At 64.6% G+C, this 22,837-nt stretch carries 22 protein-coding genes and 1 pseudogene; 5 read left to right on the top strand and 18 right to left on the bottom strand.

The genetic code is table 11. The annotated features are described in order from the left end of the window. From A5686_RS24125 to A5686_RS24095, 7 genes are all read right to left on the bottom strand, one after another. The coding region (locus A5686_RS24125) for an NAD(P)-binding protein (RefSeq protein ID WP_156750221.1) at positions 1–809 on the bottom strand (809 nt) is incomplete at its 3' end. 13 nt (positions 810–822) lie between these two features. Continuing rightward, a complete protein-coding gene (locus tag A5686_RS24120) occupies positions 823–1,659 on the bottom strand; it encodes an enoyl-CoA hydratase-related protein (RefSeq protein WP_067939555.1) in 837 nt (278 codons plus the stop codon). After that, the gene (locus A5686_RS24115) at positions 1,656–2,087 is read right to left on the bottom strand and encodes a Zn-ribbon domain-containing OB-fold protein (protein WP_082947794.1); all 432 of its coding nucleotides are present in this window, start codon (positions 2,085–2,087) and stop codon (positions 1,656–1,658) included. The genes A5686_RS24120 and A5686_RS24115 overlap by 4 nt, the downstream gene beginning before the upstream one ends. Continuing rightward, positions 2,084–3,244, bottom strand: coding sequence for a thiolase domain-containing protein (locus tag A5686_RS24110; protein ID WP_067939553.1), 1,161 nt, complete (start codon positions 3,242–3,244; stop codon positions 2,084–2,086). The genes A5686_RS24115 and A5686_RS24110 overlap by 4 nt, the downstream gene beginning before the upstream one ends. 6 nt (positions 3,245–3,250) lie before the next feature. After that, complete coding sequence (locus tag A5686_RS24105) at positions 3,251–3,739, bottom strand: MaoC/PaaZ C-terminal domain-containing protein (protein WP_067939550.1); 489 nt, start codon at positions 3,737–3,739, stop codon at positions 3,251–3,253. Further along, on the bottom strand, positions 3,736–4,182 hold the full coding sequence (locus A5686_RS24100) for a MaoC family dehydratase N-terminal domain-containing protein (protein ID WP_082947793.1): 447 nt from the start codon (positions 4,180–4,182) through the stop codon (positions 3,736–3,738). Before A5686_RS24100 ends, A5686_RS24105 begins: the two co-directional genes overlap by 4 nt. 99 nt (positions 4,183–4,281) lie before the next feature. Further along, positions 4,282–5,826: an aldehyde dehydrogenase family protein gene (locus tag A5686_RS24095; protein ID WP_231986468.1), complete on the bottom strand. Its 1,545-nt coding sequence runs from the start codon at positions 5,824–5,826 to the stop codon at positions 4,282–4,284. 274 nt (positions 5,827–6,100) lie between these two features. Between A5686_RS24095 and A5686_RS24090 the strand changes: the two genes are divergently transcribed. Beyond that, positions 6,101–7,288: a cytochrome P450 gene (locus tag A5686_RS24090; protein ID WP_067939543.1), complete on the top strand. Its 1,188-nt coding sequence runs from the start codon at positions 6,101–6,103 to the stop codon at positions 7,286–7,288. A 69-nt stretch (positions 7,289–7,357) separates the two neighbouring features. Next, positions 7,358–8,170: an SDR family NAD(P)-dependent oxidoreductase gene (locus A5686_RS24085; protein ID WP_082947792.1), complete on the top strand. Its 813-nt coding sequence runs from the start codon at positions 7,358–7,360 to the stop codon at positions 8,168–8,170. Here A5686_RS24085 and A5686_RS24080 read toward each other — a convergent pair. From A5686_RS24080 to A5686_RS24050, 7 genes are all read right to left on the bottom strand, one after another. After that, entirely contained in the window at positions 8,155–8,631 is a 477-nt protein-coding gene (locus tag A5686_RS24080) for a nuclear transport factor 2 family protein (protein WP_067939542.1), read from the bottom strand. The genes A5686_RS24085 and A5686_RS24080 overlap by 16 nt on opposite strands. Before the next feature lie 32 nt (positions 8,632–8,663). Beyond that, complete coding sequence (locus A5686_RS24075) at positions 8,664–9,572, bottom strand: NAD(P)-dependent oxidoreductase (protein WP_082947791.1); 909 nt, start codon at positions 9,570–9,572, stop codon at positions 8,664–8,666. A gap of 42 nt (positions 9,573–9,614) precedes the next feature. After that, positions 9,615–10,694, bottom strand: coding sequence for a dihydrodipicolinate reductase (locus A5686_RS24070; RefSeq protein WP_067939541.1), 1,080 nt, complete (start codon positions 10,692–10,694; stop codon positions 9,615–9,617). Between the two features lie 385 nt (positions 10,695–11,079). Continuing rightward, entirely contained in the window at positions 11,080–12,228 is a 1,149-nt protein-coding gene (locus A5686_RS24065; RefSeq protein ID WP_067939537.1) for an acyl-CoA dehydrogenase family protein, read from the bottom strand. Next, positions 12,225–14,273: a CoA transferase gene (locus A5686_RS24060; protein WP_067939534.1), complete on the bottom strand. Its 2,049-nt coding sequence runs from the start codon at positions 14,271–14,273 to the stop codon at positions 12,225–12,227. Before A5686_RS24060 ends, A5686_RS24065 begins: the two co-directional genes overlap by 4 nt. Then, complete coding sequence (locus A5686_RS24055; RefSeq protein WP_156750220.1) at positions 14,270–15,451, bottom strand: acyl-CoA dehydrogenase family protein; 1,182 nt, start codon at positions 15,449–15,451, stop codon at positions 14,270–14,272. The genes A5686_RS24060 and A5686_RS24055 overlap by 4 nt, the downstream gene beginning before the upstream one ends. A gap of 56 nt (positions 15,452–15,507) precedes the next feature. Then, complete coding sequence (locus A5686_RS24050) at positions 15,508–17,172, bottom strand: NAD(P)/FAD-dependent oxidoreductase (protein WP_067939529.1); 1,665 nt, start codon at positions 17,170–17,172, stop codon at positions 15,508–15,510. 186 nt (positions 17,173–17,358) lie between these two features. On the opposite strand from A5686_RS24050, the gene A5686_RS24045 reads away from it, so the two are divergent. Continuing rightward, a complete protein-coding gene (locus A5686_RS24045) occupies positions 17,359–18,501 on the top strand; it encodes a zinc-binding dehydrogenase (protein ID WP_067939676.1) in 1,143 nt (380 codons plus the stop codon). Here A5686_RS24045 and A5686_RS24040 read toward each other — a convergent pair. From A5686_RS24040 to A5686_RS24025, 4 genes and pseudogenes are all read right to left on the bottom strand, one after another. Then, positions 18,487–18,714, bottom strand: a complete 228-nt coding sequence (locus tag A5686_RS24040; protein ID WP_156750219.1) for a hypothetical protein — start codon at positions 18,712–18,714, stop codon at positions 18,487–18,489. The genes A5686_RS24045 and A5686_RS24040 overlap by 15 nt on opposite strands. Positions 18,715–18,752: 38 nt before the next feature. Next, positions 18,753–19,172 (bottom strand): hypothetical protein, encoded by a 420-nt coding sequence (locus A5686_RS24035; protein ID WP_067939525.1) that lies wholly within the window; start codon positions 19,170–19,172, stop codon positions 18,753–18,755. 44 nt (positions 19,173–19,216) lie between these two features. Next, positions 19,217–19,864, bottom strand: coding sequence for a hypothetical protein (locus tag A5686_RS24030; protein WP_067939522.1), 648 nt, complete (start codon positions 19,862–19,864; stop codon positions 19,217–19,219). Positions 19,865–19,894: 30 nt separating this feature from the next. Next, a pseudogene (locus A5686_RS24025) lies at positions 19,895–21,144 on the bottom strand (IS30 family transposase). 200 nt (positions 21,145–21,344) lie between these two features. On the opposite strand from A5686_RS24025, the gene A5686_RS24020 reads away from it, so the two are divergent. Continuing rightward, positions 21,345–22,331 carry an LLM class flavin-dependent oxidoreductase gene (locus A5686_RS24020; RefSeq protein ID WP_082947789.1) on the top strand — a complete coding sequence of 329 codons (987 nt, stop codon included), beginning with the start codon at positions 21,345–21,347 and terminating at the stop codon, positions 22,329–22,331. Next, entirely contained in the window at positions 22,331–22,798 is a 468-nt protein-coding gene (locus A5686_RS27710) for a nuclear transport factor 2 family protein (protein WP_067939520.1), read from the top strand. Before A5686_RS24020 ends, A5686_RS27710 begins: the two co-directional genes overlap by 1 nt. Positions 22,799–22,837: the final 39 nt, after the last annotated feature.

The following is a 22,837-nucleotide window of genomic DNA, read 5'->3' as shown; positions in this document are numbered from 1 at the left end:
ATCGTGCGGTCACCGTTGGGGCCGCTGACGTCGATCTTCCACTTGGCCAGGTCCTCATCCCAGGTGAGCGCGCGCACCTCGGTGTCGAACTCGATGTGATCGCGGATGTCGTGTTCGTCGGCGACCCAGTCGAAGTAGGCCTGGTTGTGCGCGCGTGGGCAGAACGGGTACTCGAGATCGACGTTCGCGCCGAACACGTGTGTGTAGGCCCGGCTTGGCGAGTCGACGCGGGCCCCCGGATACCGATTGCGGTACCACGTGCCGCCGACGCCGCCATCCTTTTCGATGTGCGTGTAGGGAATGCCTGCCCTCTTGAGCATCACCGCGGCGTTGAGCCCGCCGTAGCCGGCACCGATGACCGTTACCGAGAAGTCCGCGAGCTTGGCGGGATCTGGTGTCTGAGACCACTTGTGGGCACGTACCCAGGGGTCGAGTCCCAATTCCTCAATGAGCATGGCCATCTGGTCTGGCCCCGGTTTGTTTCCCGTCGCCAGCCGGATCGACTCTTCAAGGCGATCGAGCGGGCCGATGTCGAGGCGGCCGCCGCCGGAGTCGCGATAGGACTTCAAGAACGCCACGGCTTTGCGCCGAACCAGCGCGATGTCGTCCTCGGAGGCCGGAATCGCCGCTTCAGCGAACATGACCTGAGCGCGCAGCGTCTTCACCTGGGTTTTGAGCTCCTCGTCGCCGGTGAGCTGATAGAGCAACCCACGCAGGACCAGTGGATCGGCGAACTGAACGATGTCCTCGAGCTGTTCGTCGGTCGTCTCGAGAAGCTCGGACCGCGCCTGCTGCGCGATGCTCACCATTGCCCTCCCAACATCACTGGCACTTGCCGTCGCCGTCCCGGCCCCGAAACAACTCCGCCGGGAACGCGGCGTTCTTGCTCAGGGGCCACTCGGGTGCCCGTTTCTCCACGAAGGACGCCATCCCCTCGGGAAAGTCGGCGCCGTTGAGCGCCCAGTCGTACAGCTTTTGCTCCAGCCGCGCGTGCGCAGACAGATCGGCCGATTCGAGCCCGCGATACACCAGGCTCTTGGTGACCGCCGCGGCGACCGGCGAGACGTTGCGCACGATGTCGTCGGCGATCTCTCGCGCGCGGTCCAACACGCGATCGGCGGGGTGGGCCTCGTTGGCCAAGCCGATTCTGACCGCCTCGCGACCGTCGAAGATGCGGCCGGTCAGCAGCAGTTCCATGGCGTTGGTGGCCCCGACAAACCGAGGCAGGATCCAGCTGGCCCCGAATTCGGGGGTCAATCCGCGCCTGGTGAAGACGAAACCGAGCTTCGCGTCCTCGGCGGCGATTCGGACGTCGAGTTTCATCGGCAAGGTCATGCCGACGCCGACGGCTGCGCCGTTGATCGCGGCGATCGTCGGCGTGCGCATCTCCCAATAGGGCCGATCCGTCGCTGGCCGAAAGAGCTCCCGCAGCGCGGTGTCGCTGGTTTGGTCCTCGTCGAGATCGGCGCCGGCGCAGAAGGCCCGCCCGGCACCGGTGACGATGATCGCGCCGATATCGTCGCGTACCTCGAATCCCGCAATCGCATGGCCCAATTCGGCTTCCATGCGCCGCGTCCAGGCGTTCATCCGGTCGGGCCGGTTGAGCACCACGGTCGCTACGCGACCGTCCTCCTCGGTTCGTACCGTCTGGTAGGTCATTGCGCCGGCGGACCGCCATCGGGCTGAAAACGGAACAGGGCCTGGCCGTCGTCGCCGGTGGGCATCACTACGCGGACCGGGCTTCCGATCGTCAGCGCTTCGGGATCGCAGCCGACGATGTTGCTCATCACCCGCGGCCCCTCATCAAGCTCGATGTAGGCGATCACGTAGGGCACCACGTCACTCCAACCGGGAAGGCCGCTCTTGCGTACCACCGTGTAGCTGTAGATGCGTCCGCGTCCGCTGGCCTCCTGCCACGCCGTGTCCAGGCTGCCGCACGCGGGGCAGAATCGACGCGGATACCAGATCCAGGCGGCGCAACCGTTGCAGCGGGGCAGCACGAAACGGGATTGTGTGAGCGCCTCCCAGAATTCACGGGTCTCCGCCGTCACGGTGGGCGCCGCAACCGGCAAGCTTGCCGCACTCACGGGAGCCTCCCCATGATCAGTGTGGCGCTTCCCATCCGGGTACCGATCGAGCCGCCGGTGCCGTGCGCCAGCGCGAGCTCGCAATCGGGTACCTGGACTTCGGAGTGCGCCTCGCCGCGCAGCTGCCGCACGGCCTCGATCACCTTGGTGACTCCGCCGCGATTGCTGGGGTGGTTGTTGCACAAGCCGCCGCCGTCGGTGTTGAAGGGCAACACGCCGTGCGGCGCTTGGAGTGCGCCGTCCTGCACGAACTTGCCGCCTTGTCCTTTCGGGCAGAAGCCCAGGTCCTCGATCGCCACCATTGCGGTGATCGTGAACGAGTCATAGATCGACACGTAGTCGATGTCTGCGGGGGTGACGCCGGCCTCGGCGAACGCTCGAGGACCCGACTCCACCGCCGCGGTGTAGGTGAGGTCGACGCCGCCGTTGTCGGTGTGCTTGATCGCCTCGCCCTGCCCGAGCACTGTGACGCAGCGATCGCCGAGATCCTTTGCGACAGAAGGGTCGACCACGACGATCGCTCCGCCGCCGTCGCTCACCACGCAGCAGTCCAGCCGGTGCAGCGGATCGCTGACCATCGGCGACTCCACGACCTGCTCGACCGTGACCGGATCCCGCAGCATGGCGTTCGGGTTGTATTGCGCGTGGTGCGCCGCGGCCACCTTGACCTCGGCCAGTTGTGCCGAGGTCGTCCCGAACTCGTACATATGCCGTTGCGCGGCAAGGGCATATGCGGGGGCGATACCGAACATGCCCCACGACTCCTCGAAGGTCGTTTCGGGAGATGGCTCCGCGGGGGCCGGCATGCCCTGCGGAGCGCTGCGCGGACGGCCCGCCATCGTGATCAACGCGACCCGGCACTTACCGGCCGCGATCGCGGCCGCGGCGTGGCCGACGTGCACGATGTAGGACGATCCGCCGGTCTCCGTGGAGTCGACATAGTGGGGTTTGAGCCCGAGGTACTCGGTCATCGAGATCGGGCCGAAGCCCGCGGTCGAGTCGCAGAAGTAGCCGTCGACGTCGGCCAGCGTAAGACCGGCGTCCGTCAGCGCGCCCACGGCGACCTCGGCGTGGATCTGGGCCGTCGTACGATCGGGGATTTTCCGCAGCGGGTGCTCGAAAACCCCCGCGATACAGGCCTTTCCACGAATGGACACGGTCTCTCACCGACCACGCGTAATCGGCAGCTGCACGGCGGCAGTGCCGATAGTCGTCTTCGCCCCTGCGGGGCCCTCGCCCCAGATCTCGAGTTCAACCGTGGTTACGCCGTCGCCCGGAGAAATCGCGCTCACCTGGCCCTCGAGCCGGTATGCGTCGCCGGGGACATCGGTACCGCGGTAGGACACGTCGACCCGTTGGACGAACGCGTCGGGGCCTGCCCACGTCGATACGAGCTCACCAAGCCACGCCATCTTCAAGTAGCCGTGGACGATGACACCGGGCAGACCCGATTCGACGGCGACCGCGTGGTCGTAATGGATCTCGTAAAAATCGCCGGAGGCTCCTGCGAACATGACGAGCTGGCGCGTCGTCGGCTGTTTGGTGACCGTCGGAAGCCGATCGCCGACAGCCACGGTCGTCGGGTCCAGGGTGCGCGGCGGCACAATCGCCTCAGGCCTCGGAGCGGCTTCCTGCTCGGTCGCGGTGCTCATCTCTGAATTCCGGTGCCGGTACCGATCGCGACGAGGTGGCCGTCGCCGTCGGTGTATCGCGTTCTTCCCTGGAAGATCAGCATGCCGCCACCCTTTCCCTGCTTTGCTTGGACGTCGGCGTATTCGGCCTGGCCGATGATGACGTCTCCAGGCCGAACCGGTCGGTACGACTCGAAGGCACTTCCGCCGTTGAGCTTGATGGTGCCGAAGTCGATGTCGGGCGTGGGCAGCGGCGGCAGCAGCAGGCAGAGAAATGTGGGAGGGGCGATGATGCCGCCCCATCTGGTCGCCCTGGCGAATTCCTCGTCGTAATAAAGCGGGTTGGTATCCCCGATCGCTTCGGCGAAGCGCCGGATCGTGGTGCGCTCGACCGTCATGGCGACCGCGGGCCCGACAAGCCCGACGTACTGTCGGGCCTTTTCAACCGCCTGTTCGAGGGTCATGATTCGACCGACCGGTCTGTCGACATAATCGGCATTTCATCACGTTGAGGGCAGAGGGTCAAGCTGCCGGCCCTGGTCTCCGCGGTGTCCACGCGGCCCCTACTTTTCCGGGCCGCGGCCCGGCGGAAGGCCGCTGGCCCGACCCACACCGGCCAGTGGCCATTGCACGTGCTGGACGGTGAAGAACTCCGCGAATCCGGCCTCACCCCTGTCGAATCCGATGCCGCTCTCGCCGACACCGCCCCACGGGGCGTCGGGCCGGTCGCCGCCACCGCCGTTGAGGGTGGCGGTTCCGGTACGCAGACGGCGCGCGACACCCATCGCGTCGTCCGCCGGTCCCCAGATGTTCGCGTTGAGCCCGTAGCGGGTGCCGTTGGCCATGGCCACCGCCTCGTCGACGGTGTCGTATGGCATCACCGCGCCGACGGGTCCAAAGAGTTCCTCCTGGCAGATTTCGTCGTCGTTGCCGACGTTGCCGACCAACGCCGGTGCCATGAAGAATCCGGTCTCGGCGTCGATGGGCTTGCCGCCTGCCACGATTTCGGCGCCCCGATCCAAGGCGCGATTCACGTAGCCCTGAACGCTGTCCACCTGGGATCGGCGGATAAGCGGTCCCAACACGGTCGACGGCTCGAACGGATCGCCGACCACGACCGTGTCCATGAAAGCGGCGGCCGCGCCCACAAAGCGCTCGTAGTCGGCGCGCGGCACGAGCGTGCGGGTTGTCGCCCCGCAGGCCTGTCCACTGTTGCGGGTGAAGCGCAGGATCGACGGCGCCGCCGCGGCCTCCACGTCGGCACCGGGCAGCAAGATGTTCGGTGACTTGCCTCCGAGTTCGAGTACGACCTTCTTCAGTCCGTCGGCGGCTTGACGCATGACCTGTCGGCCGACAGCCACCGACCCGGTGAAGGTGACGAGATCGACGGCGGGATTCTCGGTCAGTGCGCGCCCGACCTCGGCTTCGCCGATGACGACGTTGACGACGCCGGCAGGTAACTCGGCCTCTTCGACGATGCGGGCGAAGGCGACCGCCGCCAGTGGCGTTCGCGGCGATGGCATGAGCACGGTCGTGCAGCCGGCAGCAAGGGCGCCGCCCACCTTGAAGGCGGTGATCAGCTGCGGGGTGTTGTACGCCGTGATCGCGGCCACCACGCCAATCGGATCGTGGAACAGGATGCTCGTCGACAGGACCGGAGAATGATGCAGGCCGATCCCGTTCTCCCAGCCACCACGCGGGCCGCGGATTGCGGCATCGGCGAACCACTCCCAGAAGTTGATGGGGAGATCGGCGTGCATCGCCTCGCTGAGCATCCGCGGCGAGCCAACTTCGAGCATGCCGAGTTCGACGAGATCGTCACGGTGTGCACGCAGGCGGTCGATAAGGCGATTGATCGCCGCCGCGCGATCACGCGGACGCATCCGCGGCCACGGTCCTTCGTCAAAAGCCTTGCGTGCCGCCATGACCGCCTCGTCGACCTGACTGACAGTGGTCGTCGGCACCCCCGCCAGAACCTGCTCGGTTGTCGGGTCGATGGCATCTATTTGGCTGTCGCCTCCGCTGAGCCAGCAGCCGTTGACGTAGCCGGCAGGGGCTGCGACTAGGTCACGAACCCCTTCGGACATCCGTGTCTTAACGGCAGACATTTCGTCGCGCTCCAAACCTGATGTCAATCGGCCAATTGCCATCCGACCAGTCGGTTGGACATTACCATATTGCGCAGACCGTCAGGTTGCTGTGATCGTCACCGGCGTATCCCGGCAATATGGCGGCGTGGCAGACACGGATAGAGGGCAGCATGGCCGGGATGAGCTCCTCCGCAATAGGCCCTCACTGCCACCCGACCTCTCGGCGCCAACGGGGCAGCCAACAGATGCGCACTCCATCGAAGCGAGTGCCGTGGGAGATCAGGAGACGGTCATGAGCCAACCCGAATTGTACTACGACCCTTTTGATTTCGACATCGACGACGATCCTTATCCAGTCTGGAAGAGGATGCGCGACGAAGCCCCGCTGTACCGCAACGACAGCTACAACTTCTACGCGCTGAGCCGCTATGACGACGTTGCCCCTGAACTCACCAACTGGGAGGTTTACCGGTCAGGCCGCGGGACCACCTTGGACATCATCATGAGCAACATAGAGTTTCCGCCGGGAAGTATCCTCTTCGAGGACCCGCCAAGCCACAATTACCATCGTCGGGTTGTCTCACGGGTTTTCACCCCGCGCCGAATGGAGGCGATCGAGCCACTCACCCGGGACTATTGTGTGCGGGCACTGGATCCGTTGATGGGCACCGGGCGGTTGGACTTTGTCGAGGACATCGGCGCGACGGTCCCGATGCGCACCATCGGTTACCTGCTGGGCATCCCCGAAGAAAACCAGGAGCAGATCCGCGACCGCGGCGGCCGCATCCTCAGCCTCAGCGATGGCGCATTCAAGCGGGTTGCCGAAGACTTCATGACGCACAGCTATGCCCTGTTCGCCGACTACATCGACTGGCGGATGGAGCATCCTTCCGACGATCTGATGACGCAGCTGTTGAACTCCGAGCTCGAGGATGAGTACGGGACGCGACCACTCACGCGTGATGAGGTGCTGTGCTACGCCAGCGGCATCGCCGGCGCCGCCAATGAGACGACGACACGCCTGATCGGATTCATGGGCCAGCTGCTTGCCGAGCACCCGGATCAGCGCCGCGAGGTCGTGGCAAACCCGTCGCTGATCCCCAGCGCCATCGAGGAGGTCTTACGTTACGAGGCGCCATCCCCGGTGCAGGCGCGCTACGTCGCCCGTGATGTCGAATGCCACGACACCCTGGTTCCCCAAGGCTCGGTCATGTTGCTGCTCAACGGATCAGCCAATCGAGACGAGCGAAAGTATCCCAACGCCGACACATTTGACATCCATCGCGGCGCCGCGCATCTCAGTTTCGGCCATGGATTGCACTTCTGCTTGGGTTCGGCCCTGGCGCGAATGCAGGCCAAGGTGGTGCTGGAAGAGGTAATCAAGCGCTGGCCGGACTGGGAGGTTGACTACGCCAACGCCGTCAGGGCACACACGACGAGCGTGCGGGGATGGTCCAAGATGCCCGTGTTCACGGGCTAGCCCGCAGCCCCTCGCCGCCACCGGCGACCGCAATTATCGACCGTCCGGACGGTCGCCTATGGTTGACGCATGGCCGCTGAATCCGTCGACCACACAGCTGTCACCAACCGCCCCGCAGCACCCTCTGCCGGTAACGGGATTGAGGGTCAAGTCGCGATCGTTACCGGCGCGTCCTCCGGCCTCGGTAGGCGCTTCGCGAAGGTGCTTGTCGAAGCCGGCGCGCTCGTGTCGATCACCGCACGGCGCGCGGACCGTCTCGAGGAACTGCGTTCCGAGCTCGGCCCCGACCGCATCCACGTCGTGGCCGGCGACATCAGCGACGAGGCGTTCCCGGCTCAGCTCGTCAGGTCGACCGTCGAGCGCTTCGGTCGGCTCGACATCCTGGTCAACAACGCGGGGACGGGGTCGATGGTGCGTGCCGAGGAAGAGTCGACCGAACACTTCCAGCAGGTGATCAGCACGAACCTGGTCGCGGTGTTCGTCTGCTGCCGGGAGGCGTACGGACCGATGCGCGACAATGGCGGCGGCAGCATCGTGAATGTCTCCTCGATGCTCGGACAGATCGGCATCGGTCGCATCCCCCAGGCCTCCTACTGCGCCTCCAAGGGCGGCGTCGCCAACCTCACCCGGGAATTGGCCGCCCAGTGGGCCCGCAGCGGCATCCGGGTCAATTGCCTTGCGCCGGGCTGGTTTCCGACAGAGATGACAGCTGCGATGATGACCGACGAAAAAAGTCTCGCCTTCATCGACCGCACGGTGCCGATGCGACGTGCGGGCCGAGACGACGAACTTGACAGCGCACTCTTGTTCCTCGCCGGCCCCGGAGCCAGCTACGTTACCGGGCAGACGCTCGTCGTCGACGGCGGCTACTCCGCGATCTGACGGCGTGCGACTTGAGGACCAGCAACAACATCGGTGCGCAGTCGGGTGAGTCTCGTCGACTTGATGAGCCAATCTTCGCCTTGCTTTTCATACGTCTCGTGGTAATGCCCAAAACCATGCAGCTCCGTGCCATCCGGGAAGCGGAGCAAGTCCTCCATCGCCCAGATGCCCCTCGCTGTTGACGGCGACAGCACATCGATCTCAGGGGTGTGGCACTGGTGGACAGTGACCACCTCGCCGAGCGTCGGCACGAGCATGGCGAGAAAGGAATCGGCCCCGGCGATCACGGCCCCGGCCGCCTCCGTCGAGTCTTGGCCCTGGCCGGGCACTGCTTCCCCCGCGAGTTCGAGGTCGACGGTGACGTCGTCGGTGAAGAGCTCGCGGTAGCCGTTCCAATCCTTGGTGTCCATCAGCCGACAGTACCGGGCCTTCAGGCGTTTGATCGCCTCGATGTCATCCATCCGAAGTTCCGTCTCCGAAACAGCGGCCAACGCTAGGTGAGGATGCCGCGCCGCTTAAACGTGTCGCGAATGCCGTCGCGCCAATGGATTTCGCACTTGCCGATGAGCTTCTCCCGGCGGGTGTTGTCCGAGATGAAGCTGTCGAAGCTGACGGGACTCTCAACATAGGTCGCGGTCACTCCGGTCAGCTCGGCGACGTAGTCGCAGATTTCACGATCCGAAACCGCTTCATCGCCGGCCCAATTCACGATCGTCGCCGGAACGGTGGCTGCTTCGAGCAGTAAGTGGGCCTGGCGGGCGATGTCCTCGCCGGCGATCGGCGAGCTCATGTTCGACGAACCCACGGGAACCGGCACCGGTTGGCCCTGGGACATGAGGTAGTAGTACGCCACCGGCAAGCCGCCATGACCGGTCCAGCTGTACCCGACGTTCATCCTCGCAATGGTCGTCGGCAGATTGAGGATCCGGCATGCCGACCGGACCGCCCCTTCGGCCGCCAGCTTCCCGACCGCATAGGAGTCGTTGTAACTGGCAGATCCCCCGAGTTTGTCAGTCTCGCAATACGCGTGGTTGGGGTGGTCCTCGTGCTCGTGGTACATGCAGAAGCTCGACACAAACAGGAATGCTTCCGCGTTCTCGCAGTGCTTCATGAGCAGGCCGGAAGACTCGGCGTTACGGTGGATGGAATCTTCGTGTTCGACGGCCGGGTAGATGGCCGAGTGAACCACGTGGGTGAAGTCATCGGGCAACGGCGACATGTCACCGTCACTCATGTCCCACGTACACGTGTGCACGCCCATTCCCTCAAGCTCGGCCTTTCGCGCCGGGTCGCTGAAGCGCGCGGCGCACCAGACCTCGTTATCCCTGGCGAAGTCCTCGACGATAGGGCCTGCAATCTGCCCGGTTCCGCCCGTGACCAGAATCTTCTTGCCTGTCAGCACCTTTGCTCCTCTAAAGTGTCAAGACGGTTCTGTAGTTGTGGGCTAATCCCGATGTGCCAGCGGGCGGACCGGCGCGTCCGCCACGTGACGGCCGACGACCATCGGGAAGTCGAGGATGGTCCTGATTCCGGGCTCGGCAGCGCACACTGGGGCGATCGAATGCACGGCGTGCATCGCAGTGGCCAAGCAGGCCTGATTGGCTTCGTCGTCACCGTGGATGTCGATCTTGGCCTCCACCAGCAACGACGGCGAACCCTCGACCATCAACTTGAACCCTCGTCCGTCCGGCCACTCCGGAGCGGCATCTGCTCGCAGCCGTGTGACGTGCTCTCCGGTGATCATCGGCTTGCCGTTGACGACGGCCGTTGCCGAGAACTTCATCGCGGCTACGGTTCCCGCCTTGATCGTCCCTGCCGCGATCTCGAAGTCCTCCTTGGCCAGCCATGTCTGCCGGTCGTACGCGAACCTCTCGATGGTGGCGTCGATGCCGGCAGCGATGAGCGAGAGCGGCGCATGGAAGAACGCCCCCATAACTTCGGGCCTGGTCCACAGGGCCTCGTAATCGGGAGCCATCCCGAAACCCATGTTGTTGAAGAGCATTTCGGCGTTGTCCCAGTGGGCATAGTTGAGAATCTCCTGGTACCGGATCGAGTCCAGCCGGTAGATGCACGACAACATGGTCAGGGGCAGCACCCCCGACGCCCAGCCGGGGTTGAATCCGGTGCCGTGAAAGCTCGAATTGCCTTCGGCACAGGCCTTTTCCATGCGCTCCACGGCCTCCGGGCCCATGACGGCCGGATAAATCAGAGGCGACACCGCGGTGGATACCACATTCTTGCCCGACGCCAGGATGTCGCAGATGTCATCAAGGCCGCCCATGGGATTGGTCTCGACGTCTGCCATGTAAACGACGCAGTCCGCGTCGAGTGCCAGGATCTCGTCGCGGTTCTTGGTCGCCTTGACGCCGATAGGATCGAGGCCGCAGATCTCACCGACGTCCTTGCCGTGCTTGTCGTCGCTGTAGACGCGCGCCCCGACCACTTCGAGATCCGGATCCTCGATCATGGCGGTCAGGGAGAACTTTCCGACGAACCCCGTCGCCCACTGCACTACCCGAAGCATCGAACATATCCTCCATCGATAACCGGTTGAAACCGACTTCGGCAGGCCAGCTACTACAACCGCACGTTCGCCACTGCGCGCTGCCATAACTCCACGTGTCAGATTAATTTAAGGATAATAAATTATGATTTTAATCACCATAGATAATTCTTGTCAAGGAACTGAACCCGGCACTGAGTGGGCGCGGCGCTGTCCGATAGAAGGCCGACGCGACCCTCGTGTCTGATCAGCGGAACCGATAAATCGACCAGAGCGGGCGACCGTGTAGCGACGAACGAGACCAACGGTGCGCCACGCGCCGACGGATGTGAAATGCCAACGCCGCCAGGCGATCGGGATGCCTGCACGCGCGTGGGACGGGGTAATCAGCTGAGCCGACGAGCCGCTAGCTGACTTGGGATTGAGCCTGTGCATAGATCAGTCGGCGCTGTGCGTCCGCGGAGCCGAAAAGCTCGTTGCCCGTGACCCACTTCTTCAGATACCGGTGTGACAAATTCTCCCAGGTAAAGCCGGTCCCGCCGTGAAGCTGAATGGACAACTTGGCTGCCGATCGCAGCGCTGTGCCGGCCGACGCCTTGGCGATCCTGGCGAACATGAGGGCCTCGCCCAGGCCGCCATCAGAACCGTCGACGGACGTCGCGTCGGCTCGTCTAGCGGCACGGTAGACGCTCGCCCGAGCCCGCTCAAAGTCAACCGCGGCATCGACGACGGCGTGCTTGAGGGCTTGGAAAGTGACGATCGGTTGGCCGAACTGCTGCCGCAACAACCCATATTCGACCATGCGCTCAATGCACGTACGCGCGGCGCCAACCATCTCTGCCGAGAGCAAGATCGCCCCGAGCATCACCGCCTCGGTGAAAGCGCGTTCGGGAACGGGTAGGTACGTGCACTCGACGCCGTCGAGCACTAGGTGCCCGATCGCCCGCAAGGTGTCCGCGCTTGGGACCTCGGTCACCGAGATCCGGTCGACGGCCGTCGCCGAATCGATGAGCGTGACGCCGAACCCGTGATCCCGTTGCGCAGGCACCGCGAGGAACGGTTCGCCCACCAGCCCCGGCACATAGGTGAATCGAGCCCACGCGGTGTCGCGTATCACCGAGGCCGGCGTCACGTCGCGGATGTTCCACCACGAGTCCACCCCCGGCCACGCAAACACGAACGGACGAGGCTCCTCGGCGATGCGCCGCAACCAAAGGTCCCGGTCCGAAGCCTGGACGACGTTGAGCATATGTGCCGACATGCAGGCACCAAGGAGGTCATAGGGAGCCAGCCCCGCACCCAGTTCCTCGGCGGCGACCGTCGCATATTCGAGGGTGGCACCAAGGCCACCATGCTCTTCGGCCACGAGAATTCCGCCGAGGGCCATGTTGCGGTGGATATCCGCGTTGAGCTCGGCCAGTTTGCCTTGCGCGCTATCGGGAAAGTCGCGCAGTACATCGTTTCGCCACAGCCGAGCCAGCATTCCGCTCGTGGACGCGCGGAACTCTCGCCGCTCGTCACTTTCGCGATAGCCCGCAGCGATGTTCTTCGTCACCTCGTCGCCTCTTGTCGGGAACCGGTTGCGTTGTGAATGGCGAACGCTTCGCGTGCCCCGGCGTCGTCCGCGCCCAGCACTGGGGCGGGGCGATAGCCAGTCCGCGCGCAGCCCGCCACCTTCCACGGCAGGGTGATGATTTCGGCCGGGCCCACCACCGGATGATCGGCGCGCAGGAAGAATTGGCGAGCACGCAACTGCGGGTCGGTCACCACGTCTGCGGTCAACCTGACGAAATACACGGCGAGGCCGGCCTTTTGCAGTGACGAGACCGCCGCCTCGGGATCCTCGCTGACGGCGCGGGCCACGACCGCATCCACGTCGCCGTCGGAAACCTGCTGCCCGAGAGCGCCGGCAACGCGCTCGCCGTCGCCCTCGGAGAACGAGAGCGCGACGGTACGACCGTCTGTGGTTTCCACAAGCAGATCCCGGGTAGCCTTGCCAACCTCGCGGTGCAGATGGCGCAGTTTTACCGCTACGGTCTCAGCCATCGAAAGATCAACGCGCTGTTCATCATTCGCACCGCCGAGGTACCAGGCCGCGGCGAGCGTGGCCACCCAGATCGCTGCGGCGTAATCGGCTAGCGCGCCGATCAGGTAGACCCTGGATCCAACTGCCTCGTGGATCGCCTCGGTAAGACCCGCGTAGGCGTGCACGTTGGGTGCATAGCCCCGGAAGTCCGCATGCGGTCCGCTGCGGCCGTAGCCCGAGATCGACGCCGCCATTCCCCCGGCTCCACTGCCCACCGTTACCGGACCGGTCCCAAGGCGCGCCAGCCGGCTCGAGCCGACGTTCTCGATCAGCAGGTTCGCCCAGCCGAGCGCCAGTCGAGCGATCTCCGGATCCTCACCGACGCCCTCGGTGACGCTGCGTTTGCAATAGTTCGCACACATGAAATACGCCGCACGTTCGAGGCCGACCTCACCGTCGGCGAAGGGACCGTTGCGTCGGTAGACGTCGAGTCGGCCTTGATCCTCCAGCCGCACCACCTTCGCGCCCATCGCTCCCAAGATGGAGCCACTGAGCGGACCGGCGAGCACATTGGTTACCTCGACCACCCGCAGGTCATCCAGGGTGCGCTCGGCCGGCCCTTCGCTAGGCGGGGAGGCCGCCGGGTGACGGGCAATGACGGCAGGGACCGGCGGGACGGCGGAGTCGAATCCGCCGCATCGGGCCGTCCAGTCCCGCTCCTGGAATTGGTCGGAAGTGTTGACCTCGGCGACGGTGCGCACGGCGGTCGCAGGAACCCCGTTGGCCTGCATCAGTCGTTCACACTCGACCTTGGGCCGAGTGGCAAGCCAATCTTGCACCACCGAATTGATGGTGTCCCCGTTGGCGACTCGGTCGGGAAGCGTCGGATACAGCGTGATCCACTCCGGTCGCCCGACCACCTCGGCGACGCGGGCGAATTGGTGGTCGTCGATGACGATGATGTTGATCAACCCGTCCGTGCATTCGAACACGCCCGCGGGCGCCGAGTAGCGGGCCGCACCGCCGGCACCACCGCACCGATACAAAATGTGAGCAAGCTCCTGCTGCACGGAAGAGAACGCGGTGGCCTCCTGAGCAGACAGGTCCTGGTGCACGGCGATCCCCTCGCTGCGGCTCAGCGAAACTCCGTGCAGCGCAGAGAGAACCGCCAGCAGCCCCGTCGCCTGCAGCGCCTGCTCACCCGGCATTTGATGGAACCGACCTTCGCCGTCGGTCAGCGCCGCCAGCATGCCGCCGGCCGCCGCGCACACCAGGTCGGAGCCCGGCAAACCGCCAGCCGGGCCGTCAAGCCCGAAGGCCGAGACGCTGACCCACGTCCCGGGGCGGCCGGAGTGACGATTCTCAACCCAGTGGGCAACCTGCGATAGGTACAGCTCGTCGGTCCCCTCGGCGACGCGGTCGCAGATGACGATGTCCGCGGCGTCGGCCCCATAGGTGACGGTGGCGACGTCAGCGCCCAGACTGAGGAGCGTGTCGCGCGCCGTGAGGGCGACTGCGCCATGGCCAAGGACCACACAGTGGAAACCGGCGAGGTAGTCGACTCGGGAAGTCATTTGCGGCCGATCCCAAGGAAGGTCGAAGCGATGATCTCGTGCTGAATCTCATTGCTGCCGCCTGCGATCGGCATGAGAAACGAGTACAGGTAGTCCTCCCAGTGTGTCCACGCGCCGACGTCGGGCCGGTGCGCGGGGGCATCCAAGCCCAGCAGATCGACTCCCACCTCGGACAGCTCGACACCCAGCGCGGAGCTGAAAAGCTTGAAAACCGAGGGCATGTGGGGCGACATTTCGGCCCGGGTTCTGGCCTCGGCCATCTCGTAGGCCATCGCCCGCGCGCCCTCGACCTTCTCGATAAGGCCGCCGAGACGGACCACATCGGCGTCGGACGCGTCTTTTTGCGCCCCGGCGACGAGGTCGAGTAGATCGTCGAGCATTCGCCGTAGCTTGGCGGCCACGCCCGGACCCCCGCGCTCGTGCTCCAGCAACGCCCGCGACACCGCCCAGCCCTCGTTCTCGGCACCGACGATGTTCTCGACAGGCACCTTCGCGTCAACGAAGGATTCTTGGCAGAACGTCACGACGCCGGTCATCGCGACCGTCGGCGTCATCTCCACGCCGGGCGTGTTCGCCATATCGACTAACAGCAGACTCAGGCCGCGGCTGCCCGTCGAGCCTTCGCCTGTGCGACACAACAGAATCATCCACATCGACCGCATCGCGTGGCCAGTCCACACCTTGCTGCCGTTGACGACGTAGTGATCGCCATTGCGGACTGCCGTCGTGCGCAGTGAGGTCAGATCGGATCCCGCCTCGGGTTCCGAAAACCCTTGGCACCACATCGTATCCACGGAAGCGATGCCAGGGAGGTGGCGCTGCTTCTGCTCCTCGGTACCGAAGCGCAGCAGGATCGGCGCCAACATGTCCAGACCGTTGACATTGACCAGCGGGATGCGTCGATATGCCAGTTCCTCGCGGATCAGCATCTGATCGACGTCGGTCAGGCCGCGGCCACCCCACTCTGTGGGCCAGTGCCCGATCAGCCAGCCATCTTCGGCCAGCCGGCGATTGAACTGATGCAGCCACTCGTATTCCTCGTCGCTGGCCCACTCCGCTGTCAGGTCAGCGGCTACTGCGCGCTCTTCCGGAAAGTTCTCGTCCAGGTAGACCTTCAGCTGGTCCAGCATCGCGCGCTGGGCGTCACTTAGCGGAAATCCACTGGTCAGACCTCGCACGTGCCCTGTCCCTTCGCTCGGGGCGTCCTCGAGCCGTCAAGATTGAACATCGACGTTCATGCGTAGAGCGTCGCCCCGGCCGGCGTCAACGTGAATCCCTCGTAGTTGTTGTCGGCCACGCTGTCGCAGGTCTTCCGGTAGTTCCCCACCCCCGCCAGGTAGGCCATGAAAACCCGCGGTTTGCCTGGGACGTTCGCACCCAGGTACCACGAGTCCGCCTTGGTCATCAGCGTCTTCTCCGCGAGCTTGCTGACGAGCTTCACCCAGCTGTCCTCGGCATCCGGCCGCGCCTCGATCGTGGAGATCGAGTGCTCCCGGAGATAACCGATGCACGCGCTGATCCAATCCACGTGCTGTTCGATCGAGACGATCGTGTTACTCAGCACCGAGGGGCTGCCGGGACCGGTGATCGTGAACATGTTCGGGAAGCCGGCGACCGCGAGCCCAAGGTAGGAACGCGCACCGTCGGCCCAGTGATCATTGAGGGAGATGCCGCCTCGACCCCGTATGTTCATCCGCAGCAGCGAGCCCGTGAAATTGTCGAACCCGATGGCCAGCACGAGGGTGTCGAAAGGGTACTCGGCCTTCGACGTGCGAATGCCGTTCGGCAGCAAGGTCTTCATCGGCTCCTTGCGCAGATCGACGAGCGATACGTTGGGCCGGTTGAAGGTCTGGTAATAGTTCGTGTCCATGCACGGCCGTTTGGCACCGAACGGATAGTCGGTCGGCATCAGCGACGCAGCAACATCCGGGTCCTTGACGATCGTGCGGATCTTCTCGCGGACGAATTCCGCCGCGGTATCGTTGGCCGCCTCGTCGACCATGAGATCGGTGAAAGCGCCCAGCAATTCGTTGACCCGGCCCACCCGCCATGCACCCTCGTAGGTGTTGCGGCGAGTCTCTTCATCGACCTCGAGTGCCGCCGCGGTTGGCCTGTGACCGGCGGTCCCGAAAGTCGTCCAGCGCGACTCCTCCCGGTACTGCTGGTAGCGCGCCTTCATCTCCGCGCGCTCCTCCTCGGTGTACGGGCGGTTCTGCGCCGGGATGGTGAAGACCGGCGTCCGCTGAAAAACGGTGAGCTGTTTTGCCTGCTCCGCGATGATCGGAATCACCTGCACGCCCGAGGATCCCGTGCCGATGACAGCGACCCGTTTGCCGGTGAAATCCACTCCCTCGCGCGGCCATTCGGCAGTGTGGTAGCGCTCCCCTGTGAACCTGTCCAAGCCTTCGATGTCCGGTAACTTCGGCGCGGAGATGCAGCCGACGGCGGTCACCAGATACGGTGCCGTCCAGCGGTTGCCATGCTCGGTGCCGACGCGCCAACGCTCGGCATCCTGATCCCAGTGCGCCGACTCCACTCGCATGTTCAGGTGGATATCGCGACGAAGGTCGAACCGATCGGCGACATGGCGGATGTAGCTCAATATCTCGGGTTGAGTCGCGTAGCGTTCCGACCAGTCCCACTCTTGTTCGAGTTCCGGTGAGAACGAGTACGAGTACGCGAGGCTCTCCACATCGCATCGGCAGCCCGGATACCGGTTCAGATACCAGGTCCCACCGATGTCGTCGGCTGCGTCGAGCACTACCACCGACAGACCCATTCCGCGCAACCGATACAGCGCATAGAGGCCGGCAAATCCCGCACCGATGACGATGACGTCGGCTTCGCCGTCGACTCTGGGGTTCTCACCGTTTTGAGCCGCGGTGTTGCTTGACACCATGATCTCTGTCTCCCTAAGTGCGCTGCCGGTGCCGCGGGAGCTCTGGTCCCGAGGACCATCAAGCGCCTACCCATTCCGGGTATTCGACCGTCTGGTCGGTCTAACATAACATGGATGCGGCCGCCACCGGTCACCGTTACGCGGGCCGCAATCGCCCCCCGCCCCGCGGCGACGAAGGAGTCCGAGATGCAAGGGCAGGAACCGCCGGACCAGCGCAGCGCCGCATCGCCGGGAGTGACGTCGCGCGCCGCCGTAGCGTTCGAGCCCGGCGCCGAGCTCGCGATCGTGATGGTCGACGTCGCAGCCCCCAGCGAGCGCGAGGTGCTGGTCAAGTTCGAGGCGGCCGGCATCTGCCACACCGACCTCAACTTCGCCTCCGGCGCCTTTCCGCACGCGTTCCCTGTCATCTTCGGCCACGAGGGGATCGCTCGTGTCGTGTCTTGCGGAAGCGCGGTCACGAGGTTCGCGCCCGGCGACCGTGTGGTGCCGTTCGTGATCCCGCACTGTGGGACCTGCGCCTACTGTCGCTCCGGGCGCACGAACTTCTGCGCGGAATTCCAGCGCACCTTCCGCGACCCGCAGCTGACGCGGTTCTCGTCCGGTAAAAAGCCGATCGCCGACTTCTTCGGCGTCGGCGCATTCTCGGAGTACAGCGTCATGCGCGACGACCAGATCGCAAAAGTCAGTGACGCGCCTCCCGCGATTCCGACCTGCTGCATCGGGTGTGGGGTTACCACCGGACTGGGCTCCGCGCTGCTCACCGCCAAGGTCGGCGAGGGTGATTCGGTCGTGATCTTCGGCGCCGGTGGCGTCGGGGCGGCCGCGATCCAGGGCGCGGCGCTGGCGGGGGCGAGCCGCATCATCGCTGTCGACGTCAACCCGGCAAAGGAGGAGATCGCGAGGCGGTTCGGGGCCACCGACTTCATCAACGCCAAGCAGGTGGACGCCGTGGCCCGCATCATCGAGCTGACCGGCGTGGGGGCCGATCATGCCTTGGAGTGCGTCGGAAGTGTCGAATTGACCAAGCAGGCCTTCGCCTGCGTCAGTCTCGGCTGGGGACAGGTCGTATCGGTCGGCATGATTCCCGAGAGCGCGCCGCTCGGCATCTCTCTGAACACGCTTCGCAACCGCACCTGGCGGCGGTCGCAGATGGGAAGCGCGACAGTCGAGGACGCTGCGCGCTACGTCGACTGGTATGTCGAAGGCAAGATCAGTCTTGATGACGTTGTGTCGCACACGATCTCGCTGGAAGAGATCAACGAGGGCATTGAATTGATTCACCGCGGCGAGTCCGCCCGCGTCGCGATCGACTTTTCACGTGAGGGCTGAGGGTTCGCATCCCGACTCCTGCGCCAGCCCCTCGATGCGCAGAAGCACATAGGTCCACGCGACGAGCCACGGGAAGAACGCGACAGAGGGTATACCGAACGCCACGATGCCGTTCCACGTCAGCACCCCTGCCGTCGCAGTGCCCGTGAACAGGCCGGGCACGCTGAGTAGCGCCACGACCACGTTCAACCACCCGAGCCAGCGGGGGAACATCCGCGATCCGCGGCACTCCCGCAAGATGTACACACCGGTCAGCAGGACGGCCGAGACGGGGCGTACACGAATCCCAGCACCATGATCCACGCCGCATCGACGAATGCCTGGACGACGTCGGGCGAGGCGCCGGGCCGAAAGACGGCGACCTCTAGCAGGTAAAACGGCACCAACGTCGCGATCATCAAGAAAACGCCGAACACGATTTGATAGTTGGCGAATCCCGACCGGCCCCGGTCGGCCAGTTTGAAGGCACGCGCCAGCATTGCCAACCACGGCCCGTAAAGAGCGCCGCCGAACATGGCGACGACCATTCCCACCCGAATCGCATGCCGGTTGCCCGTGTAGAACTCCACCGGCGCGTCCGGCGACGGCGCGACAGCCAGGCCGGCCATCGACAGCCCGACATAAATGATCGCGGTGCCGATCGGGCCGAGCCAGATGCAAGTGCGATTCATCGAACTCCCGATCGCCTTTTATCTAGATCCCATCAATAAGGGCGTCAGGCCCCGGCGGCGACCGGCCTGGTACCCGCGTTTGCCGACGCTCGCCGCTCCATGCGCAGCAGCACGTACGTCCACGCCAGATACCACGGGAAGAACCCCACTGACGGAAACCCGAACGCCACGATGCCGTTCCAGGCCATCACCCCCGAGGTCACGGTTCCCGCGAAAAAGGAGGGCACTGACAAAAGCGCACAGACGATGTTCAACCATCCGAGCCACCCTGGGAACACGGTCAGCATACGTTGCTCGCGAACGATGTAGATGCCGGTCAGCAGCACCGCTACCACGTGGGTGTAGCCGAAGCCGGCCGCCATTATCCACGCCGTGTCGACCAAGCCCTGGACAACAGCGGCCGGGGTGCCCGCCCGGTAGATCGCAACTTCCAACAGCAAGTACGGAAACTCCACAAGAATCGTGAAGGTGATTCCGAACGCCAGCTGCAGGTACGCCATCCCGGAGCGATCCCCCTCAGCGAGCTTGAACGAGCGAGCCAGCATTGCCATCCACGGCAGGTACAGCGCGCCCCCGAGCATGGCGACCATGAGCCCCGCCTGAATCGCGTCCCGGTGGTCGGTGTAGAACGTCACCGGCGCGTCCGGCGACGGCGCCACCTGGAGGCCTGCTATCGCGAGTCCGATGATCATGATCAGCGTTCCGATCGGCCCCAGGTGGTTTCAAGGTCTGGTTGCAACAGTGGCAAGTGACGCGGTTGACAGTAGCCGGTTGAGGACTTGGGCGGGGCTGTCCCAGCCGAAGCGTTTGCGGGGGCGTTCGTTGAGTTCGGCGGCGACTTCGGCGAGGTAGTCCGCAGAGTGCACGGACAGGTCGGTGCCTTTCGGGAAGTATTGGCGCAGAAGGCCATTAGTGTTCTCGTTGCTGCCGCGCTGCCAGGGCGAGTGCGGATCGCAGAAGTAGATGTCGATGCCGGCGTCGATACTGATACGTGCATGGCGCAACATCTCGTGGCCTTGGTCCCAGGTCAGTGAACGGCGCAGCGCTTGGGGCAAGGTCTTGATGGTGGTAATCATCGCCTCGGCCACCGTGTCGGGATCGCGGCGGGCGGGCAGGTGCAGGAGCTGCACGAATCCGGTGGACCGTTCCACCAGGGTGCCGATCTGGGAATGCTGGTTTTTGCCCAGAATCAGATCGCCCTCCCAGTGCCCGGGCACCGCGCGATCAGCAGCCTCAGCGGGCCGCTCACTGATATTGACCATGCCCGGGATACGGCCACCGCCGGTGCGGGCGCCGACCCGGCCACGTGGCTTGCGTAATGCACGTCCGGTCCGCAAACACTTGCTCAGCTCGCGGCGCAGTTCCCCGCGCCCTTGCACGTAGAGCGCTTTGTAGATGGTTTCGTGGGACACCTGCATCTCCGGGCAATCGGGATAAGTCCTGGCCAACACCGAAGCGATCTGCTCGGGGCTGTACTTCTTGACTAACCACGTTTGCACCTCGGTGCGCAGCGCCGGGCAGCGACCCAGCTTGCCAGTCTTAGGCCGACGTGCTCGCTGTTCACTGCGCAGCTGAGCAATCCGTGCCGAATAGCCTGATTTCGCGTCCCAGCCAGCCCGGCGGGCTCCGAAGCGATACCGGGCGCGATAACGGCCCACATGACACCGTTGTGGGCGATCTCGCGCATGATCGTCGACGGGGCTCGGCCCAGCCGGGCCGCTATCGACCGAATCGATTCACCTTGAGCAGTGCCGATCATGATCTGTTCACGCTCATCAGCCGACAACCGCGGCCGTTTCTGACCCTTCGGGGGTGACCATCGCGGATTCACACCACCAAACCTGCGAAACCACTTGCTACCGCACGTCGGCGACACGCCGACCGCAACCCCGGCATCCTCCGAGGACGCCCCGGCTGCGATCAATTCCCAATACCGACGTTGCACCGATAACAGCTGAGGCTGGCCCGTCATCAACACCCCTAACTACGAAGTGTTGCAATCACCCCTTGAACCCAAGCCAACCAAATGCAGATGCGGTTCATTGACGCACTCATTCGCGCCTCCTTAGCCCTGTCGGATCGCACCGCACGCTTCAGGCAACCTAACTCGAAAGCCGGTAAGGAAGAGCTTGGATTTCTAAATCTATTCAACAATCGGACTACGATCCGTCCATGCAGAGTCCCGCTGAGTACACGTTCTCGCTTCTGTTCGACATGCGCGCCCCGGACTTCGGCGCTCCGGCGCCCGAGTTGTACCGAGCCGCAATCGAGATGTCGGCGTGGGCCGACAAACGGGGCTTCCGCGACGTGAACCTGCTCGAACACCACGCCTCGAACGACGGGTATCTGCCATCGCCGCTCGTCCTGGGCGCCGGGATTGCCGCGGTCACCGAGAACCTCAGAATCCGCACGAACGTAGCCCTCCTGCCGCTGTACCACCCACTGCGTTTCGCCGAGGACGCGGCGGTGCTCGACCTGATCTCCAACGGGCGAACACTGTTCACCGTGGGCGCCGGCTACCGGGTCGAGGAATACGAGCAATTCGGCCTGGATATCACGAAGCGCCCGTCGATGATGGAGGAGGCGCTCCAAGCGGTGAAGCAGGCCTGGACCGGCGAGTCCTTCGAATTTCGCGGCGCGACGGTGCGCATCCTGCCGCGACCTGCGCAGAATCCCTCTCCGCCGATCTATCTCGGCGGCTCGGTACCCGCCACTGCGGTGCGGGCGGCGCAGTTCGCCGATGGGTACGAACCGCTTGTCCCCCACTTGTACGACCTCTACATCGCCGAGTGCAAGAAATTGGGCAAGGCGGCACCGCCACCAGCGGACAACCGCGCGCGAATGGTGTTGTTCTTCCACGTCGCCGAGGACCCCGAGAAAGCATGGGCGACCATAGGGAAACACGCGATGTACGAGATGAACGATTATGGCCGCTGGGCGGCCACAAACAGCGCCTCGCCCTACTCCGAGATTTCCAACCCCGACCACCTGCGCGCCCCGGGCATGTACGAGGTGCTCACGCCCGACGAAGCGGTGCAGGCCATCACCCAGCGCGGCGGGGCGATGTTCAAGCCGCTGATGGGCGGCATGCCGCCGGCTTTGGGATGGGAATCGCTGGAGCTCTTCGAGTCCAAGGTGCTGCCCAGGCTCGGTGCCTGATGCCAACGGAGGAAATAGTCGACCGACTCGCCATCCACGATGTGCTGTTCCGCTACGCACACGCACTGGACGATCGCGACTCGCAGCTCCTGCGAACGTGTTTCACCGATGACGCCGTGTGTGAGGTCGGGGCCACGCTCAGCGGAATCGATGCGATCATCGCGTTCGCGGAGGGCGTGCTGTCGGGCTTTGACGTTACCCAACACCTGATTGCCAACCCCCGGTGCACGATCGACGGTGACCGCGCCGATTGCGCCTGCGACCTGCAGGCCCAGCACGTTACCCGCGGGGCCCCGGGTGGCGAGCACTACGTCATCGGCGGCCGCTACGACGACAAGCTGGTGCGAACGCCCGAAGGCTGGCGCATCGCCCATCGACGTCTGCGAGTGACTTGGTCGCAGGGCAATTCCGTACCCCTGACGAGCCGGCTGAGAGAGATGCGGGCGGGGCCCCAGGAGTCCGATTGAGGATTGTCGCCGGCCAAGCGAAGCGCGGGCACTATGTGC

Source organism: Mycobacterium sp. E2479 (genome assembly GCF_001667925.1).
GTDB lineage: Bacteria > Actinomycetota > Actinomycetes > Mycobacteriales > Mycobacteriaceae > Mycobacterium.
The sequence above is the reverse complement of the archived record's forward strand: the minus strand, read 5'-3'. Positions and strand labels throughout refer to the sequence as shown.